The 19348-nt window shown below is 42.7% G+C and carries 18 protein-coding genes; 1 reads left to right on the top strand and 17 read right to left on the bottom strand.

Translation table 11 applies throughout. The annotated features are described in order from the left end of the window. Positions 1-124: 124 nt before the first annotated feature. The 14 genes from EOK74_RS05485 to urtA all read right to left on the bottom strand — a co-directional run bounded on the left by EOK74_RS05485 (position 125) and on the right by urtA (position 12354). Entirely contained in the window at positions 125-409 is a 285-nt protein-coding gene (locus EOK74_RS05485) for a hypothetical protein (RefSeq protein ID WP_133468926.1), read from the bottom strand. 648 nt (positions 410-1057) lie between these two features. Further along, on the bottom strand, positions 1058-1237 hold the full coding sequence (locus tag EOK74_RS05495) for a hypothetical protein (RefSeq protein ID WP_133468928.1): 180 nt from the start codon (positions 1235-1237) through the stop codon (positions 1058-1060). 79 nt (positions 1238-1316) lie between these two features. Beyond that, entirely contained in the window at positions 1317-1946 is a 630-nt protein-coding gene (ureG, locus tag EOK74_RS05500; RefSeq protein WP_133468929.1) for an urease accessory protein UreG, read from the bottom strand. A 43-nt stretch (positions 1947-1989) separates the two neighbouring features. After that, the gene (locus EOK74_RS05505) at positions 1990-2745 is read right to left on the bottom strand and encodes an urease accessory protein UreF (RefSeq protein WP_239024024.1); all 756 of its coding nucleotides are present in this window, start codon (positions 2743-2745) and stop codon (positions 1990-1992) included. Further along, positions 2696-3175, bottom strand: coding sequence for an urease accessory protein UreE (ureE, locus tag EOK74_RS05510; RefSeq protein WP_133468931.1), 480 nt, complete (start codon positions 3173-3175; stop codon positions 2696-2698). Before ureE ends, EOK74_RS05505 begins: the two co-directional genes overlap by 50 nt. A gap of 72 nt (positions 3176-3247) precedes the next feature. Beyond that, positions 3248-4951, bottom strand: a complete 1704-nt coding sequence (ureC, locus tag EOK74_RS05515; protein WP_133468932.1) for an urease subunit alpha — start codon at positions 4949-4951, stop codon at positions 3248-3250. 2 nt (positions 4952-4953) lie between these two features. Then, positions 4954-5259 (bottom strand): urease subunit beta, encoded by a 306-nt coding sequence (locus tag EOK74_RS05520; protein WP_133468933.1) that lies wholly within the window; start codon positions 5257-5259, stop codon positions 4954-4956. A 14-nt stretch (positions 5260-5273) separates the two neighbouring features. Then, complete coding sequence (ureA, locus tag EOK74_RS05525; protein WP_133468934.1) at positions 5274-5576, bottom strand: urease subunit gamma; 303 nt, start codon at positions 5574-5576, stop codon at positions 5274-5276. Positions 5577-5621: 45 nt separating this feature from the next. After that, positions 5622-6512, bottom strand: coding sequence for an urease accessory protein UreD (locus EOK74_RS05530; RefSeq protein ID WP_133468935.1), 891 nt, complete (start codon positions 6510-6512; stop codon positions 5622-5624). A gap of 54 nt (positions 6513-6566) precedes the next feature. After that, on the bottom strand, positions 6567-7262 hold the full coding sequence (urtE, locus tag EOK74_RS05535) for an urea ABC transporter ATP-binding subunit UrtE (protein WP_133468936.1): 696 nt from the start codon (positions 7260-7262) through the stop codon (positions 6567-6569). Then, the gene (gene urtD, locus EOK74_RS05540) at positions 7262-8071 is read right to left on the bottom strand and encodes an urea ABC transporter ATP-binding protein UrtD (RefSeq protein ID WP_133468937.1); all 810 of its coding nucleotides are present in this window, start codon (positions 8069-8071) and stop codon (positions 7262-7264) included. The genes urtE and urtD overlap by 1 nt, the downstream gene beginning before the upstream one ends. Then, positions 8068-9147, bottom strand: a complete 1080-nt coding sequence (urtC, locus tag EOK74_RS05545) for an urea ABC transporter permease subunit UrtC (protein WP_133468960.1) — start codon at positions 9145-9147, stop codon at positions 8068-8070. Before urtC ends, urtD begins: the two co-directional genes overlap by 4 nt. 80 nt (positions 9148-9227) lie before the next feature. Then, positions 9228-10859 (bottom strand): urea ABC transporter permease subunit UrtB, encoded by a 1632-nt coding sequence (gene urtB, locus EOK74_RS05550; RefSeq protein WP_133468938.1) that lies wholly within the window; start codon positions 10857-10859, stop codon positions 9228-9230. 208 nt (positions 10860-11067) lie between these two features. Then, a complete protein-coding gene (urtA, locus tag EOK74_RS05555) occupies positions 11068-12354 on the bottom strand; it encodes an urea ABC transporter substrate-binding protein (protein WP_133468939.1) in 1287 nt (428 codons plus the stop codon). 235 nt (positions 12355-12589) lie between these two features. Here urtA and EOK74_RS05560 point away from each other — a divergent pair, with 235 nt between their 5' ends. After that, on the top strand, positions 12590-15991 hold the full coding sequence (locus EOK74_RS05560; protein WP_239024026.1) for an ATP-binding protein: 3402 nt from the start codon (positions 12590-12592) through the stop codon (positions 15989-15991). Here the strand turns inward: EOK74_RS05560 and EOK74_RS05565 are convergent. From EOK74_RS05565 to EOK74_RS05575, 3 genes are all read right to left on the bottom strand, one after another. Further along, on the bottom strand, positions 15959-16987 hold the full coding sequence (locus tag EOK74_RS05565; RefSeq protein ID WP_133468940.1) for a HupE/UreJ family protein: 1029 nt from the start codon (positions 16985-16987) through the stop codon (positions 15959-15961). The two genes, EOK74_RS05560 and EOK74_RS05565, sit on opposite strands and share 33 nt — an antisense overlap. After that, positions 16977-17759 carry a peptidyl-prolyl cis-trans isomerase gene (locus tag EOK74_RS05570; protein ID WP_133468941.1) on the bottom strand — a complete coding sequence of 261 codons (783 nt, stop codon included), beginning with the start codon at positions 17757-17759 and terminating at the stop codon, positions 16977-16979. Before EOK74_RS05570 ends, EOK74_RS05565 begins: the two co-directional genes overlap by 11 nt. 64 nt (positions 17760-17823) lie before the next feature. Continuing rightward, on the bottom strand, positions 17824-19290 hold the full coding sequence (locus tag EOK74_RS05575) for an agmatinase family protein (RefSeq protein WP_133468942.1): 1467 nt from the start codon (positions 19288-19290) through the stop codon (positions 17824-17826). Between the last annotated feature and the right edge of the window lie 58 nt (positions 19291-19348).

Raw genomic sequence — 19348 nt, forward strand, 5'->3', positions numbered from 1 at the left:
AAAAACAAACTATCTTAGGCTTTTTCTACAGCCTCAACGCCCCGCACAGGGGCAGACAAATAAGCGTAGCGTTTTGGCTGTCCCAGCGACCATCGGGAGCGATTGCTGCGGCTTGTTATGTGATTTACTCAAAAATGTAATCCTTAATAACAAATACCTTTATATAGCTACATTCTTGAGGATGAACTGGTTGGTAATTCTTACAATACGGCTCTTCGTAACCTATAACACGCTTCGCCCTAGTTAAGTTCATACAAACTTCCATTGCCGGCCCTTTAGCAAAGTATGAAACCCCAGATCCATGTGGCTTTAAGCTGAATACAACACCAAGTTCTCCCCGGCCTAGGGGGCCACAATCGTCGACTTCAATTTCAATATCTTGAGTAAAAGCTTCTGCGCTAAGAAGCATAATAAATGCTGAGAGGAATTTGAGCATATTTCACATAACAATTTATTAGACGACATAATGTCGTTTTTAAACACGACATTATGTCCAATATAATTCAGACCTTATTTTCACTCGGTCTCTACGTTATTCTTTTATAACTGTTTTTTACCTATCAAGCAAAAGCTAAATGGGAAAATGCCCCAAAATGTCCACGATCTGNAAAATTAAATTGCAAGGAAGCCCCATGAACAAATCTCCCTTTCTACAACACATCACTGAAATCATGAATGAAAAACGTTCGGCTTATTGCTGTTCTGACATTAAAGCCGAATATTTTATGGAAAGGGATTTGTCTGGAGCAAGAGACCTTTTCGTCTCTTTTGGGTCTTTTCCAAAAGGGACTGGTAAAGCAGGGACGCTTTATCAAAATCCGCATGCGACCGCCAAGGATGGCGGAAGGTAGGGTAACGCAGGGAGCAGTTACCGAGATTGCGGTGAACGAAGTGAATGCTCTGTCGCGAAGCGAATAAAAGTAAGCGCAGCGCATAAGTAAACGAAGTGCATGCCCCATCGCGTAGCGATACCCTGTGTACGGAGTACATGCACCATCGCAACGCGATGCCTTTATATGTAGCGAGGCTATTTTTGCAACGGCATAGCCGTTAAAGATTACTTATTCTTAGACTGTCTTTTGGCCTTAAACCACATCACACCTTTATAAGCCACTAAAGCAAATAAGCTCCAAAAAACAATGTGGTAGGCGATATGAAAAGTATCGTTTAGGGCGTGGTCTTCATGTGCCATCGCACTCGTTGCAAAAAGGCATAGTAAGGTGAATAAATATTTCATAATTGGTTCCTATAAAGTGTTAATTCTGTATATGGGTATATTGACATATATTGGGTTGCTGGGCATAGCCTGTTTAAGCTTAGCCTTCACTCTCAATTTGTAGCATGCCTTCTTTTTCAATAAATTGAATGATCTCGTCTAAGCCTTGCTTGGTTTTCATATTACTAAAAACAAAAGGGCGGTCGCCACGCATTTTTTTGGCGTCTCTGTCCATGACTTCTAATGATGCGCCCACTAGCTCTGCTACGTCTATTTTATTGATTATTAGTAAGTCAGACTTGGTGATACCTGGGCCACCTTTACGAGGGATTTTATCCCCCGCAGATACGTCTATCACGTATAAGGTTAGGTCAGAAAGTTCTGGGCTAAAGGTGGCACTTAGATTGTCGCCGCCGCTCTCTACTAAAACAAAGTCTAAGTCTGGGTGACGTTCTTGTAAGTCGTCTATAGCAGCTAAATTCATTGATGCGTCTTCGCGGATGGCTGTATGGGGGCAACCGCCTGTTTCTACCCCTAAAATACGGTCTGCGGCTAGGGCATCGTTGCGAGTTAAAAATTCGGCATCTTCACGGGTATAGATATCGTTTGTCACTACGGCCATGTCGTATTTATCACGTAGTTCAAGGCATAGCATACGGAGTAATGCTGTTTTACCTGAGCCAACTGGGCCGCCAACGCCAATGCGTAAAACTTGTTTATTTTTTTTCATAGTTCACTTCTTTTCTATTTATCTTATTGGTCTGCTCGTTTTATTAAGAACGAAACAAACGTGTGTATTGGGTTTCGTGCCAAGCACTGGCCATAGCTAATCTGGGTAAGCTTGCGCCTATATCTTGGTCATCAAGTTGGTTAGCCTGCTCTATTGCTTGCTCTACTTGTTCGGTTATTGCAAATAATAGGTTTTGAGCTTGAGTTTGCCCAAGGGGCACAAGCTTAGTGGCTGCAGCAACTTGGTTATCTATATACGCCCAGCAAAAGCCACTTTGTGCCGACCTCATATCAAGGCCAAATAAATAAGCCCCTAAGGCAAAGGCACTCACAAAGCTAATCTCTTTTTGAGTAATTAAATCTATGTAGGGCGAGGTGTCTATGGTCTGTAAATCTTTTAACAGGCGCATTAAGGCTTTGCCCATGGCGACATCGGCCAATAGCAGCTCGTTACTTTCGCGGCAAGCTAACAAATGTTGGTCCCAGCCCATAAATGCCTGTAAATCATGGTCGTCTAAGCTTTTGTATAAGCGGTTTAACAAAACCAAATCAGTATTGGCTATAGACTGAGCTAAATTAAAGCTCACCCAGTCTTTAGTTGCTTCTGCTGTTGTTACCCACCCCATTTCTACTGCGTATTCTAACCCTTGAGAAAACGAAAACCCGCCTACAGGTAGGTTAGCGCTGCACAATTGCAACAAGCGATTAAGTTGCAAAGGGTTTTGATTTTGCGATTTCATGGCTGTGGCTTTAATCATGAGAATGGTCGTGGGAGTGACCATGCCCGTGAGAATGACCATGGGCGCTTTTCCCATAGGCGCCATTCTCTGGCTCAAATATGGCTGGGGTTTTGTCTATGGTAAGGCCATAATTTTCGGCTAGTTCTTCTAGCACGTAATCGGGCTTAAAGCGCACCCACTTTTCACCTATCTGCAACGAAGTATGGCGGTTACCTAAGTGATAACATACGCGGCTAAAGCTCATCCAGTCACTGGCAATGGCGGTTGATACCTCTTCTTCTTGGCCTTTTACTTCTATTAATTGCCCGCATTCGGTTTTTACCACTTCACCTATCAGCAAAGGGTGGCCGCGCTCCATGAATATTCCCAAAGCTTGACCTTTGTCTGTGGTGGTTTTGATACGCGCCTTTTTGCGGGTGTCTTGATCCAAGGTAATAGAATCATCTATCGGGTCATGGGTGTGCGAAAGGCGCTCAAATGCTTGTAACATGTTTTAGTTAATTCCTAGTATTTCTAATCTGTTTCTTATCTTTAAAAAAACAAAATCTAATGTGCCGCACAATTAAAACAGTGTGTATCGCTGTGCTAACGGTAATTCGGTGGCAGGTTCACAGGTAAGTAGCTCACCATTGGCCCGCACTTCATAGGTTTGTGCATCTACTTCGATTTTTGGCTGCCAGTTATTGTGGATCATGTCGTCTTTACCCACATTACGGGTGTTTTTACATTCTCCGACTAAACGGGTCATACCTATTTTGTCTGGCACGCCCAGCTCGATAGACGCTTTAGACATAAAGGTCATTGAGGTTTTAGCTGAGGCCGAACCATAGGAGCCAAACATAGGGCGGTAATAAACAGGCTGCGGTGTTGGGATAGATGCATTGGCGTCGCCCATAGGCGCTGCAGCAATAAATCCGCCTTTGATGATCATCGCAGGTTTAATACCAAAAAATGCAGGTTTCCATAACACTAGGTCCGCTAGTTTACCCACTTCAACCGAACCTACTTCGTGGCTAATACCGTGACTAATGGCGGGGTTGATGGTGTATTTAGCAATGTAACGCTTAATTCTAAAGTTGTCGTTGCGCTCGGTGTCTGGTGCAAGTGGCCCCCGCTGTTGCTTCATTTTATGGGCGGTTTGCCAAGTACGAGTAATCATTTCGCCCACACGGCCCATGGCTTGTGAGTCTGAGGCAATCATACTAATCGCCCCTAAGTCATGCATGATGTCTTCGGCGGCAATACTTTCTTTACGAATACGAGAGTCAGCAAAGGCGATGTCTTCAGGGATAGACGGGTCCAAGTGATGGCACACCATCAACATGTCTAAATGCTCGTCTATGGTGTTAATCGTATAAGGGCGTGTCGGGTTAGTTGATGATGGCAATACATTGGCCTCACCACAGGCACGTATAATATCTGGCGAGTGACCGCCACCTGCGCCTTCTGTGTGATAAGTGTGAATAGTGCGGCCTTTAAAGGCGCCTATTGTATCTTCAACAAAGCCAGACTCGTTTAGGGTGTCGGTATGAATCGCTATTTGTACATCATATCGCTCGGCTACCGACAGGCAGTTATCTATGGCAGCTGGTGTAGTACCCCAGTCTTCGTGGAGTTTTAAGCCGCACACACCGGCTTCAATTTGCTCTTCTATTGCAAGTGGCAAACTGGCGTTACCTTTACCTAAAAAGCCAAAATTCATGGGGAAATCGTTAGTGGCCTGCAGCATTTTGTGGATATTCCACGGCCCCGGTGTACAGGTTGTGGCGTTAGTACCAGTTGCTGGCCCCGTGCCGCCACCTATCATGGTAGTTACTCCCGACATTAGCGCTTCGTCTATTTGCTGGGGGCAAATAAAGTGAATGTGCGCGTCTATTCCACCAGCCGTAAGAATTTGCCCTTCACCGGCTATGACTTCGGTACCTGGGCCTACTTCAATATCAATGCCATCTTGAATGTCTGGGTTACCGGCTTTACCAATTTGCGCAATGCGGCCATCTTTTATGCCTATGTCGGCTTTGACTATGCCCCAGTGGTCTAAAATTAAAGCATTGGTGATCACCACATCTGGGGTATCGTGGCATGACGCCTGACTTTGCCCCATGCCGTCACGAATAACTTTACCGCCACCAAATTTGACCTCTTCACCGTATACTGTGGCGTCTTCTTCTACTTCAAGCCATAGGTCTGTGTCTGCTAAACGTACTCGGTCACCTACTGTGGGGCCAAACATATGAGCGTAAGCGTGTTTATCAATACTGGCCATAATTATAATTCTCCTTGGACTAAGGCTCTAAACCCATAAACCCGGCGTTTACCTGCAAAAGGTACAAGTGTCACTTCGCGCTCCTGGCCTGGCTCAAAACGTACTGCTGTGCCCGAGGTTATATCTAAGCGATAACCTTTGCACTTTTCGCGGTCAAAGGTAAGGGCAGCATTGGTTTCATAAAAGTGATAGTGAGAGCCTACTTGAATGGGGCGGTCGCCAGAGTTGGCTACGGTCACGGTAATTTGCTCGCGGCCAACATTTAGTAAACGCTCGCCTGCATCGGTTTTAATTTCGCCTGGGATCATCTTAGTGGCCTCTGTTAAACAATAGGGTTATGTACTGTGACTAACTTAGTACCATCGGGGAAAGTAGCTTCAACTTGCACTTCTGCTAGCATCTCAGGAATGCCTTGCATGACTTGGTCGCGGGTTAACAAAGTGCGGCCATAGTCCATCATTTCGGCTACGGTTTTGCCGTCTCGCGCCCCTTCCATAATTTCCATAGAAATATACGCCATGGCTTCAGGGTAATTAAGCTTAACACCGCGCTTTAGGCGACGCTCCGCCAGTAAAGCCGCGGTAAACAATAGTAGTTTGTCTTTTTCTCTTGGTAATAAATCCATGGTGATCTCTACAGTTATGACTTGGAGGCAATAAAAACTTACCTTTTATGTAAACCAAATTCTAGGCTGAATAGCTTGTTTTTCGATATAAATGGGCCGAATAAGTGCCCACAGTTCAATAAATAAATCTTTGCATTGGTGAGCTTGTTGTCCCAGATAACGTATCACCAATAATTGGCGAATATCGGTAATACTAATCAGTGCGCTGGCATTGTGGGTGTCTACTAAGTCTCTTAGCTGCCCAATTAACTCAGTGCGCTTAGCGTGAGGGACTTGCTCATCACTGGCATAGGCTAAAAATGTACCAAATACCGTATTGTTAGCTAAGCCTGCATCATGTTGCTGTATCTTACTACTGGGTTCTATTTTCACTCTGTCGTGGTACAGCAAAGTATCATCACAATACAAGGTGTTTAACTGGGTAAAGCTGCCACCTGTAAAGGCTTCTGACGAGCTAGGCAAACCTAAGCAGGTCATGTCCCAGCCACAGTACATACTATTTTTTTGCAGTTTGACTTCAACGTTATTAATGCCATCAGCTTGGTTATAAACAATGGTTTCTAGGGGGAAATGCTCGCATTTAGCCCTATCGCCAAGGGTAATGTTAGTCACTTGAGTCTGCTTAGGATCACCAATTGATAAATCAGTACGAGCTCTGTAAAAACGATTAGCCCCAGGGGTGGTAACAAGCCCGTGGGCTTGGTCTTGTACATCTATCCCAACTGTTAATTTATCACCGGACACAATACCTGCAGGAGGATGCAGCAAATACAAATGGGCACAGTCTCTGCCTTCTGGATAAAACGCCTTTTGGATAGTTAAGGGGCCAGAGCGCTTGGTTCGTGTCAATTGAGTCCCATGACTGGAATACCCCAATTGCAGATCCAAGCTTGCTAACCATTGATTTTTCATACCGGCTAATGGAGCTGCGGTCATGGTTTACCTAATTACGAACCTATTGATAATGCATCTTATACTAAAGGGATTTTATTAAACTGCCAAATATTTACTGACCAGTTGGTCAGTTAAGTCTGCCATTGGGCCAGATGAAATCACTTGGCCTTTTTCCATCAGCACAAATTCTTCGCCCACCGCCCGTGCAAAAGGCAACTTTTGTTCAACCAAAATAATGGTCATTCCTTGCTCTTTGTTTAGTTTTAATAATACGTCACGAATTAACTGCACTATGTTGGGCTGAATACCTTCATTGGGTTCATCTAAAATCAGTACCTCAGGGTTTAATACTAAGGCTCGGCCAATAGCTAGTTGCTGCTGTTGACCGCCAGATAAATCACCACCTCGCCTGTGCAGCATTTCTTTTAATACCGGAAACAATTCAAAAATATGCTCGGGAATCGTTTTGCTGGTTTGACGTTTGCAGTTGAGGCTAACGGTTAGGTTTTCTGCAACGGTTAACTGGGGAAATATATGCCTACCTTGAGGCACATAGCCTATGCCAATTTCAGGGCGAAGCTCCACAGAGCTTTTACTAATGTCTTGGCTGCCATAGCTCAGTTTGCCAGAGCTTATGGGCAAAAGCCCCAATATGGTTTTAAGTAAAGTCGTTTTACCTACACCATTGCGGCCCATAATACAGGTGCGTGAGCCGGGTTTGATGGCTAGGTCTAAGTCCCACAAAATTTGGGTGCCGCCGTATTTTTGGTTCACTGACTCTAAGGTGATCATTAGCCTTGCTCCTCACCAAGATAAACCTTAATAACATCTGGGTTAGATTGAATTTCAGACATTGTTCCCTCTGCTAGTACGGTACCTTGGTGTAATACCGAGACTTTTCTGGCTATAGAGCGCACAAAAGCCATATCGTGCTCAACCACTATTACCGAGTGCTTACCAGCTAACGAAGTGAGTAATTCTGCAGTGCGCTCGGTTTCTTGACCTGTCATACCTGCTACAGGCTCATCTACTAGTAATACTCTTGGCTCTGCCGCTAATAACATACCGATTTCTAACCACTGCTTTTGACCGTGAGACAATCTACCCGCTGGGTAATGACACTCGGCAACTAAGCCTATGGTATGCAGTATCTCTGCAATTCGGTCTTTTTGTTCACCGCTTAGCTTATGAAATAGTGCAGTCCAAATACCTTTGTCGCCTTTAAGGCTTAATTCGATGTTTTCAAATACGGTTAATTCTTCAAACACAGTGGGCTTTTGAAACTTACGGCCAATACCGGCTCTGGCAATCTCTGACTCGTCTAGTTGTAATAGGTCAACTTGCTGTCCAAAGCTCACCTTACCTGAATCTGGGCGTGTTTTGCCGGTGATCACATCCATCAATGTGGTTTTACCTGCGCCATTGGCGCCAATAAGGCAGCGCAACTCACCATCATTTATATATAAATTCAGGTTGTTTAGGGCTTTAAAACCATCAAAGCTTAGGTTGACATCTTCAACATACAAGATCACCCCGTGGCGCGTATCAGGTACGATATTTTCACTTGCTGTAAGTGGCGTACCGGCTTTATCTGTATTCATAGCTTTGCTCCTTTCTGCTGAGTATCAGGAGCATCTTTTTTTGTAATCAGTCTTTGCTTTATAGTGGGTAATAAACCCGCAATTCCTTTAGGTAAAAGTAAGGTAACCAAAACAAATAGGCCACCTAGGGCGAACAGCCATGCCTCTGGCATAATGGCGGTAAATCGGGTCTTTGCATAACTTACCAATACTGCGCCAATAATAGCCCCATATAGTGAATTTCGGCCCCCTACCGCTACCCAAATCACCATTTCGATGGAGTTTAGAGGTGAAAACTCTCCCGGGTTTATAATGCCAACTTGGGGTACGTATAAAGCGCCAGCTAATCCAGCTAACATGGCAGACACCACAAATATCCAGACCTTGTAGTGCTCGGGTTTGTAACCAACAAAACGTACGCGACTCTCTGCATCTCGTATGGCGGTAACCACTCGGCCCATTTTTGAATTTACAATGAAATGACAGATTCCATAAGCTATGGCCAGCGCAATGGCAGTAGCGATAAACAAACTTAACTTGGTGCTAGGGGATTGTAATGAAAACCCAAAGATTTCCTTAAAGTCCGTTAACCCATTATTGCCACCAAAGCCCATTTCGTTGCGGAAAAACGCCAACATTAAGGCGTAAGTCATGGCTTGGGTCATGATAGATAAATACACCCCACTAACGCGTGAGCGAAATGCCAAGCTGCCAAATATGAAAGCCAATAACCCGGGCCCTAAAAACACCATGCAGACCATCCACAATACGCTATCTGAACCCGCCCAAAACCAAGGCAGCTCAGTCCAATTCAAAAACACCATAAAATCCGGTAAGTCTGGATTGCCGTATACGCCACGGTCACCAATTTGGCGCATTAGGTACATGCCCATGGCATAGCCACCTAAAGTAAAAAATGCGCCGTGTCCTAAGCTTAAAATACCGCAGTAACCCCACACTAAGTCAACGGCTAGAGCTAATAGGGCGTAGCATAAATATTTACCTAACAAGCTTACCGTATAGTCACTCACATGAAGTGCAGAACCTTCAGGGAAGAGCAAGTTACCTAAGGTCACTAACACTGTGGTTATGAGCAATATACCTATGGTTAGGTGCAGTGGGTTCTTGCTACTAAACAAGGAATTAGTTTTATTTGATTCTGATACCTGAGTCGTCATTAGTCTGCCGCCCGCCCTTTCTGTGGAAATAGTCCTTTGGGTCTTTTTTGAATAAACAACACTAAGCCAACTAAAACAATAATATTAGCGAGCACTGAACCGGTTACAGGCTCTAAAAACTTATTAGTTAGCCCAAGTGACATGGCCGCTACGAGTGTGCCCCATAAGTTGCCTACCCCGCCAAATACCACCACTAGGAACGAATCAATAATATATGCCTGACCAAGATTAGGCCCAACGTTAGTAAGCTGACTGAGCACCACACCAGCGATGCCCGCAATACCAGAGCCAAGACCAAAGGTTATGGCGTCTACCCAGTCACTTTTAATACTCAATGCCCGTGCCATATCTCGGTTTTGTGATACGGCTCTTACGTGTAATCCCAAAGATGACTTTTTCAAAATAAGTAGCAGTGAAACAAACACCATAATCGAGAACAAAATTATGTATAAGCGGTTAAAGGTGAGTGAGAATATGGGGTTAATTTGCCATGAGCCACTCATCCACTCTGGGCTAATCACTTGGCGATTTAAAGGTGAAAACACAGTGCGTACTAATTGCTGTAAAATCAAACTGATGCCAAAGGTAGCAAGCAGGGTTTCCAGTGGCCTACCTTTTAGAAAACGTATCACGCCACGCTCTATTAAAATTCCCACTAAACCAGAAACCAAAAAGGCTGCGGGTACCGCAATCAACAATGAATATTCAATAATGGATGGAAACGCTATTTGAATTACATAAGTAGTGTAAGCACCCAGCATGATCATTTCGCCGTGGGCCATGTTAATTACCCCCATGACACCAAAGGTAATGGCCAGCCCAATTGCTGCCAGCAATAACACTGAACCAAGACTCAAACCAAAAAATATATTTTCAATAAAGCCATAAAAACTAGCTTGGCTTTCTATGCTATCTAGGGTTTGCTGCAAGGCTAATTTTAATGATGCTTGCTGTTCTGTTAAATCACCTTCTTGTAGGTTACTTAGTAGGTTGACTATAGTATTTTTAACTGCTGGTTGCAGTGAGCCACTCAAAGTATTCAGGGCTGTTATTTGCTCTGATATTTCACCATCTCTGAGTTGCTGCAACGCCATAGTCGCTTGCATAAGCTCTTGCACTTCTTGGTCAGGCTCTTTGTCTATTAATTCACTTATGGTGGCAGTAGAGGCTTTGGTGGGGGAGTCTAGTAACTGTTTAACCGCTTGCAGTCTTACCTCTTTATCGTCATCTGTTAGGTCTATTTTAGCAATCAAACTACGTAAGCTGCTGCGTAATCTATTATTGGTTTTTACTTTAGATATTTTAGATTTTTTTACGACAGATACAGGCTCAGTCGTTAAAGCATCCGTTAATTGGTATTGCCTGTTTTCAGCTTTCACAGCCTGTACTAACTGCTTGTTAGCCTTGATGTAGTAAAGCTCACCATCCAACATTAATTGTAATATGTGACGGGTTTTCACATCTTTTACTTGGGCTATTTTTTCGATAAGTGGACCCATAGCCCGTAATTTAGTGCTAGGTAACTGCTCTAAAAGGGGGGTAAGAGCCGTGCTTGAACTGCTATCTGTTTGCAAAGCATGACCTTGACTAGATAGGATCAACAAAAATAATAATGAAAATATTCTGCCCATGATTTTTCCTTTCCCCAAATAAAAATGTCCAGCTCAAACTAAGAAGTTACAAGAGCTGAACGACCAGGGACTTTGAGTTAATGCAGCACACGGCACAGTAATAGTCTTTATAAAACGTAATGGGCCACTTAACATAAACAAAAGTGGGAGGTGCAAGTTAAAGGGCCTTACTTTGGCGCACAAATACCCTCCCAATAACGATACTAATTTAGAAGTTTTGACCTGAACATTTAGCGGTTTTCACGTCAAAGTTGCCGCAGTTTACTGGCGCTGTCCAATCAGAAATTAGGTTTTTAGAACTAGGTAGGTAATCAGACCAAGCATCACCAATTACAGTGTCTGGCGTTTCCCACACCACTTCAAATTGACCGTCTTCTTGAATCTCTCCAATCAATACAGGTTTAGACAAGTGGTGGTTTGCATTCATCACAGCCGTACCGCCTGTTAAATTAGGCACAGCAACGCCTATCATGGCTTGTTCAACTTCATCAACGTCAGTGGTGCCTACTTTTTCAACCGCTTTAGCCCACATTTGGAAACCAATATAGGTGGCTTCCATTGGGTCGTTAGTCACGCGATCTTCGTCACCAATGTATTCTTGCCAGCTTTCGATGAACTCGTCGTTTTCGTCAGACTCAACACTTTGAAAGTAATTCCAAGCGGCTAAGTGACCAACGAGAGGGGTGGTATCGAAACCAGATAATTCTTCTTCACCTACAGAGAAAGCAACAACTGGAATATCTTCAGCCGAGATACCTTGGTTTCCCAATTCTTTATAAAAAGGAATATTTGCATCACCGTTGATCGTTGATACCACAGCTGTTTTTTTACCAGCTGAGCCAAACTTTTTAATATCAGACACTATACCTTGCCAATCAGAGTGACCAAATGGCGTGTAATTAATCATTATGTCTTCTTTTTTAACGCCTTTAGCTAATAGGTAAGCTTCTAGAATTTTATTTGTGGTCCGCGGATAAACATAATCTGTGCCTGCCAACACCCAGCGCGTAGCACCAATATCATTCATTAAGTAATCAACTGCAGGTATAGCTTGCTGGTTTGGCGCAGCGCCTGTGTAAAATACATTTTTAGACGATTCTTCACCTTCGTATTGAACGGGGTAAAACATTAAGCCGTTCAACTCCTCAAGCACAGGTAAAGCGGATTTACGTGACACTGATGTCCAGCATCCAAAAATAACGTCAACCTTGTCTTTAGCCAATAACTCTCGGGTTTTTTCAGCAAACAAAGGCCAGTTAGAAGCTGGGTCAACCACTACAGGTTCAAGCTTTTTGCCCAGTAAGCCGCCTTTTTTGTTTTGCTCGGCAATCATCATCAACACTGTATCTTTTAAGGTGGTTTCACTGATGGCCATAGTGCCAGATAATGAATGTAAAACGCCTACCTTGATGGTGTCTTCTTCACCTTGGGCGACGCCATAAAACAATGAGCTTAAAATGATACTGCTTGTGGTAATAAACTTTCTTAATTTCATATGAATTCCTTACAGGAAGGTAGCGTAGAGTCTACGGAAATGGATTAGTGCTTAGCTGATGGTAGGATTATCACGTTATAAAAGTCTAAAAGACATGAGTTAAATTACGTAGGTGTGTATCGCCTTATCCCCATAGCTATACATTGTTGTAAATTTTAAACTGCAATAATGGGTGTGGTGTTTCATATTTATCCCGTTTAAGGTGGAGTTACCTATTAGTAAAGTTAAACAACAAATGACCCAATCGCCGCAACAGTTAAGTAATGCTCGTACGAGCAGGCGCATCTATACAAAATTAGTTGCCAACGAAATGATTGAGGACTTTGCTTTACGATACACATCCAGGCGCGCTAGAAAATGGTCTTACTCTAGGCTTGCGGTGACAGCACTAGGAATTGTTTCTTTTATGGTATTAGAAGCCATAGGCGGGGCTATTACTCTTAACTATGGATTTACCAATGCTGCGTGGGCAATTCTTGCCCTTGTTATTGTGGTGTTTATCAGTGGATTACCCATAAGTTATTATGCTGCTCGGTACGGAGTTGATGCCGACCTATTAAGTCGAGGGGCGGGCTTTGGATATTTAGGCTCTACTATCACCTCATTAATTTATGCTTCTTTTACCTTTATCTTTTTTGCGTTAGAAGCAGCCATTATGGCTATGGCCTTACTGTTGTGGTTAGATATTCCCTTGTCATTCGGTTATGCCGTTAGTGCGTTAGTTGTTATTCCTCTGGCCTCCCATGGCATTACCAATATCAGTCGTTTTCAAGTGTGGTCACAATTTATTTGGATAGTACTGCAGCTTATCCCCTTACTGTATGTTTTTAATCACCCTGAAAGTAATTTTAAAGAGTGGATCACTTTTGCGGGTGATGCTGCTGAAAATGGAGGAGAGTTTAATATTCTGCTGTTTGGAGCGGCTTCAGCAGTCTTGTTGTCGCTGGTGGCACAGATAGGTGAACAGGTTGATTTTTTGCGCTTTTTGCCCTCGACTGCAGACGGTGCAAAACCTGTAAAGTGGTGGACTGCCGTTGTTTTTGCTGGTCCTGGCTGGGTGATTTTTGGTGCCGCTAAATTGTTTCTAGGCTCGTTTTTAGCTTATTTTGCATTGCAACAAGGAGTTGACAGAAGCTTAGCGAATGACCCGGCCCATATGTATCAAATCGCTTTTGGTTATATTTTTAGTAATGAGACTTTAAGTATTGCGGTGGCTGCAGTTTTTGTGATTTTGTCCCAATTAAAAATTAATGTAGCGAATGCCTACGCAGGTTCTTTAGCTTGGTCTAATTTTTTTAGTCGCTTGACCCATCATCACCCTGGGCGCGTGGTGTGGATGGTGTTTAATATCCTGATTGCTCTACTGCTTATGGAGTTGGGGGTATATCAAACTATTGAAAGCATGTTGCAAATATACTCTGTGTTGGTGCTTGCTTGGTTGAGCTCAGTTGCCGCAGATTTGATAATTAACAAACCATTAGGCTTAAGTCCGCCCCATATAGAGTTTAGGCGCTCGAAACTCTATGATATTAACCCTGTTGGCATACTTTCAATGGTAATTGCTTCTGTAGCTGGCTTTTGTGCCCACGGCGGAATGTTTGGCGAACTTGCACAAGCCTTGGGATCATATTTGGCCTTTGTTATCCCTTTTATAACGGTACCTATCATAGGTTTTATTACCAAAGGTAAATATTATTTAGTTGCAGACACAGATGAAATTGTTATCAATGAAATGTCAGCTGAACAAACCTGTTTTAGCTGTGAAAACGAATTTGATTCCGAAGATATGGCTTTTTGCCCTGCTTATGGCCGGCCCATTTGTTCACTGTGTTGTTCTCTAGATGTTAGATGTGGTGATAAATGCCGTGAGAAAGGCACCTTTTCGGCTCAGGTTAGGTCCGTTTGTCGTAATTTTTTCAGTGAAAAAACCACCCAGTTATTGTCAAACTCAGTAGCTCAGTGGGCGTTTTTAACCTTGTTGTTGAGTAGTGTTATTGCTGCTGTACTGTTTTTAATTTACAAACAAATGCCATTAGACAGCGCTGAATTAGATGCTATTTTCACTTCATTATTAATGAAAATATTCTTTTTTATTTTAATTATTGTGGGGGTCATTAGTTGGTTATTTACTTTAGCTCGTACTAGCACTCGCTCGGCTCTTAAAGAATTGAGAGAGCAAACCTCAGCTCTTGCAGTTGAAGTGACCGCCCACGAAAAAACCAGTAAAGCGTATCAACTTGCCATAGAAACCGCCGAGTCTTCTAGCCAAGCAAAAAGCCGATATTTAGCAGGCTTAAGCCATGAATTACGGACTCCTCTAAATGTACTTTTGGGGTATGCCCAGTTGCTCTCAAAAGATAACACCTTGAGCCCAGATACCAGTTTGGCAATCAAAACTATGAAGCGAAATGGCGAGCATTTAGGAGATTTAATTGAAGGGGTATTAGAGGTCTCTAAAATTGAAGCAGGTAGACTCTATGTACATCGAGATGAAGTGCAGCTTCGCCCGTTACTCGAACAATTAGTCAATATGTTTAAACTGCAAGCAGTATCCAAAGGATTAGAGTTTCAATCTGACTTTCCGGCATATGTACCAGATTATGTGATTGTGGATAAGCAAAGGTTGCGACAAGTGCTTATTAATCTGATTTCTAATGCCATTAAGTTTACGCAACAAGGCAGTATTCAATTAGGTATGCGCTATAAAAATGAAGTGGGCTATTTTACCATCACTGACACTGGTCCGGGTATTTCAGAACAAGATCAAGAACAAATATTTAAACCCTTTGAACGAGTATCTGCGGTTGAAAGCACCACATCAGGAACTGGACTTGGATTAACAATTTCAAGAGGGTTAACAGAGTTAATGGGAGGAGATATTTCAGTTTCCAGTGAATTGGGTAAAGGTAGCTGTTTTAAACTTAGCTTGTTTTTACCGAAAATTTCCCATGTAACCAAAGAGAGCATTTCAGAAAAGTCTATTAAAGAATTTCAAGGCCCTCAAAAAACCATACTAGTGGTAGATGATGAAGTGGGGCAACGAGATCTTGTACGAGATATTATGACCCCTGTTGGCTTTAAAGTGATGAGCGCTGACTCTGCGTTTAGTGCTATGGCGGTTTTGCATCACCATAACATTGATCTGATCTTGTTAGATTTGAAGATGCCTGATGTGAATGGCTGGCAAGCAGCGAAACAGATGAGAGACGCTAATTTTAAGCAGCCCATCATTATTGTTTCTGCCAATGTAAGAGACTTAGAGGTCTCCAATACTGCTATGGGTCAACACAATGACTATTTAGTGAAGCCATTTGTTATTAATGCTCTTTTAGACAAGGTGGGGCATTGGTTAAAGTTAACTTGGGTATATGACGAAGATGAGCTAAATCCAGATGTTCACGTAGAGAACTCTGATAAATTACTAACAGGTAAAAATCAATATAATGCCTTGAAAGTCATGGCTGAAATTGGCTATTTGTCGGGCTTTACTAGTAAGTTAAATAAAATCAATCAAGAATATACCTTTCCTGATGGTGTTTACCCATTGCTTAGAGACTATGCGCAACAGTGCCAATTCCAACAGATTATTCATAAGTTGGAAACACTAAGCGAGCTGTCCGAAATTGAAACCGACTAAACGTTCAACTGCCCAGAATGCACCTAAAGTTCCCACTAAGTAAAGTGAAGCTGTGCGTACTATCTGACTAAAATTAAAGGTTGTAAACTGTTTAGCTAATACTAACAGCACCGCAATAAATATCACTTGGCCGACTTCAACACCTAGATTGAAAAACAACAAGGCTAATCCAGCTTGGTTTGCTGGCATACCTAATTCAGATAAGGCGCTAGCAAAGCCGAGCCCATGAATTAGCCCAAATAAAGTGACGATTAAAATAGAGCTAGTACCTAGTCTAGTATTAGTTTGTGAAGAGCGTACTAAGGCCTCTTTAGCCATTAACATAATTGAAAATGCAATGAGTACCTCAACAGGAGCAATGGGCACAGAGAGCAGTTGATAGTGTGCTAAAGCTAAGGTGATTGAGTGGCCTATGGTAAAGGTCGTAATTAGGCTAAATAGACGTGGGCCAGTAGCCAATAAACATAAGCACAATACAAAGGCCAAGTGATCCCAGCCAAACCAAATATGTAGCATGCCTTGCCATAAATAGCGCTGAACTGTTTGTAGTCTGGTTAAGGGGGCTTGCTCTTTATTTGATAGGGGGATCACCACTGTATTAAGGCTTCGTTTAAGTGTGATGGGCTCATTACTTGCCGTAAGACTTGAATAAAGTTTAGCGCCATCTATATACCAAGGGGTCACAATTTCAGCATCCGCACTTAGCCCACTAGCGCAGACAAATTGGTAACTTAGTTGAGATTTGTATGCTAAGGATTGGCGCTTAAATTGTTCTAGTTCACAGCCATAAGGCAGGATAATCTCGGTACTGCTGACCACTTCTGAAGGTAATTGGGCAATAAAGGTGTATTGATTATCCTCTCCATGCTCCTCTTGAGTAATGCGAAAATCTGCACTATTAAATACGTCTGCTTTGGCGATACCTATTTGTAAACAAAGCAATAAACTAATGAAGCCTAGCTGCTGCAGTAACCGTGATTTTGGCTTAATTAACATGGCGGATGATCTTATATTTGTCGTCTAAATTTTTAATAAAATCTTCCACAGATGTCTCTAGAATATCCACTGTATAGTCGTTTCTAACTTGCATTTGAGCTTGTTCATAGGTGAGAGGCATAGATGGACGGCTTGCTGTGACTTTTACAAAATGCCAACCAAATAATGATTGCTCAGGCCCATACCACTCATCGGTAGCAGCAGATTCTAAGGTTTCTAAAAAAGACTGTCCGAACATGCCTCTTATCATGCTAATTCCGTAGTTAGGGAGGGTTCTGCCCCGCCAAAACTCATCGCCTGTCACAGTCTCACCGGCACTTAACTTATCTAATATGTCTGCTTCAGGTTGTTGTTCAAAAAACACATGCTGAAAGCTTAAAGACGGCTCAATAACATAACGTTTAATATGCTTTAGGTAATATGGAACTAAATCTTTTTCACTTGGTTCTGACAATTCGCCAGTGGCTTGTAAGCGCATTTCTTCTACCAAGGTTTCTCGTATCTCTGAGTTAGATAGGTGCAGTCCAGCTGCTAGGGCTTCTCGAAATAACACTTCTTCTTGAATATAAGTTTTTTCTATCTTGGCAATATCTTCAGGAGTAGCAGCTCTGCCTGTTAGTAATTCTAGTTGTTTAACAAATAAAGTTCTGTTGTTTTCGCTGAGTTCTATGGGAACTTCAGAGGCTTGCTGTAAATAGCTATAGAGTGAAAACACTATCACTCCAAATATTACGAATAATACTAAGGGGTCTTGATACAGCTTTTTTAACATGAACAACTCAACTTCTTTTAACAATACTTTTTAAGGTGATTAACTAAAATGAACAGCCCCAACATTACTTTTGGGGTTTTGCGTGGTCAAGGTTCACTTGTTCTCGTAATCCTTCTTTTCTGCCTTTTATACCCGCCTCAGGTTGCATATGTTCAGTTGTTAGTTCTGACAAATAATCACCTTCAGTAATACCCTCATGGCGCATGGCAACTCCGGTTAAGCAAGCATGCATAATGAAGTTGGCATTTAAAGCAGAGCGATAGGTAGGGTCAAGTAAAGGGTCAAGTTCGACAATTTCAAATCCTACCATTTCATTTTCGCTACATAATGCCCGAACGATAGGAATGGCCTCGCGCATTGTTAGCCCGCCCGGCACTGGTGTGCCTGTTCCGGGTACAAATGCAGGGTCTAAAACGTCAACATCAAAAGAAATAAACAGCTTTTTACCACCTTCTCGAGCCTCAGCTAAAGCGGTTTCCATTACTGATTCCCAGCCTTTTTTCTCAACTTCCGCCATAGTGTGATATCGCATACCATTGTTACGCATCCACTCAAAACCTTCAGGGCCGGGCCATGATCCACGTAAACCTACTTGAATGAAGTTTTCAGGGTTAACATGACCTTCTTTTACCGCGCGATATACTGGCTGTCCGTGGGTAATCCAATGGGGGCGGTTTTTACCCGCGTCATAGTGTGAGTCAAAGTGAACCACACCAAAACTTCCTTTGCCGTGCACATCTGCTAAACCAGCTATATCAGGGTATTCTAAACTATGGTCGCCACCTACAATAAAGGGAATAGCCCCTGTTTCAGCTATTTCTTTAACACGTTCACGAACATGGTGAACCGAGATCTCAGTGCTCATGTTATCTATGGCGATATCGCCATAATCGACAATGCTCAATATATCACTTGGGTTGATCATAGTATTCATATCAACGCCTCCCATGTAATAACCTGTCCGCATGGCTTGAGGCCCAAACTTTTGCCCTCGATAGTAGGAACCCATATCAAGTGGTGCGCCCACTATGGCCACATCAACCTTACCTGCAATTAAGTCTTCTGGATAAATTGCTACTGGCGCGCCAGCAAAAGTATTGATACCTGTGCCAAAATTATTCATATAACGACTTAGGTGAATTGGCCCTGGCTCTCGTTTGGGGTTTAAGCTTTGTGGTCTTTCTACCTTCCATGAATTAAATAGCGGAGATTCAGTATTTAGTGGAATCGTCGCCATATCGGTTTCTGGGTTGAATTTGCTGGCCTCTGCAACTTCAATCATGCCATCAAGGTAGGCTTCAATTTCTGATGGGGTTTTATCTTCCATTGCTGAATAAAATCGCTCCATTGTACCCAACAACATAGTGGGTAAGGGAGACTTAAGAATTTCGAGTTTCTCTTCTGGAATACTTTTAACTTTGTTCTTAAATGAAGCTGGAAACTCTAATTCTTTCTCATCTTCGGCTGCATTGACTGCGAAAAATGAAAGCGTCAGGAGTACAAGAGCTATAAATCTATTAATACTGGACATGGTAGATATCTTCAGTTGTTTTTAAAGGGCAAAAAGCGGGGAACACCCGCTTCTTTTT

Source organism: Paraglaciecola marina, assembly GCF_004360155.1.
Classification (GTDB): Bacteria; Pseudomonadota; Gammaproteobacteria; order Enterobacterales; family Alteromonadaceae; genus Paraglaciecola; species Paraglaciecola marina.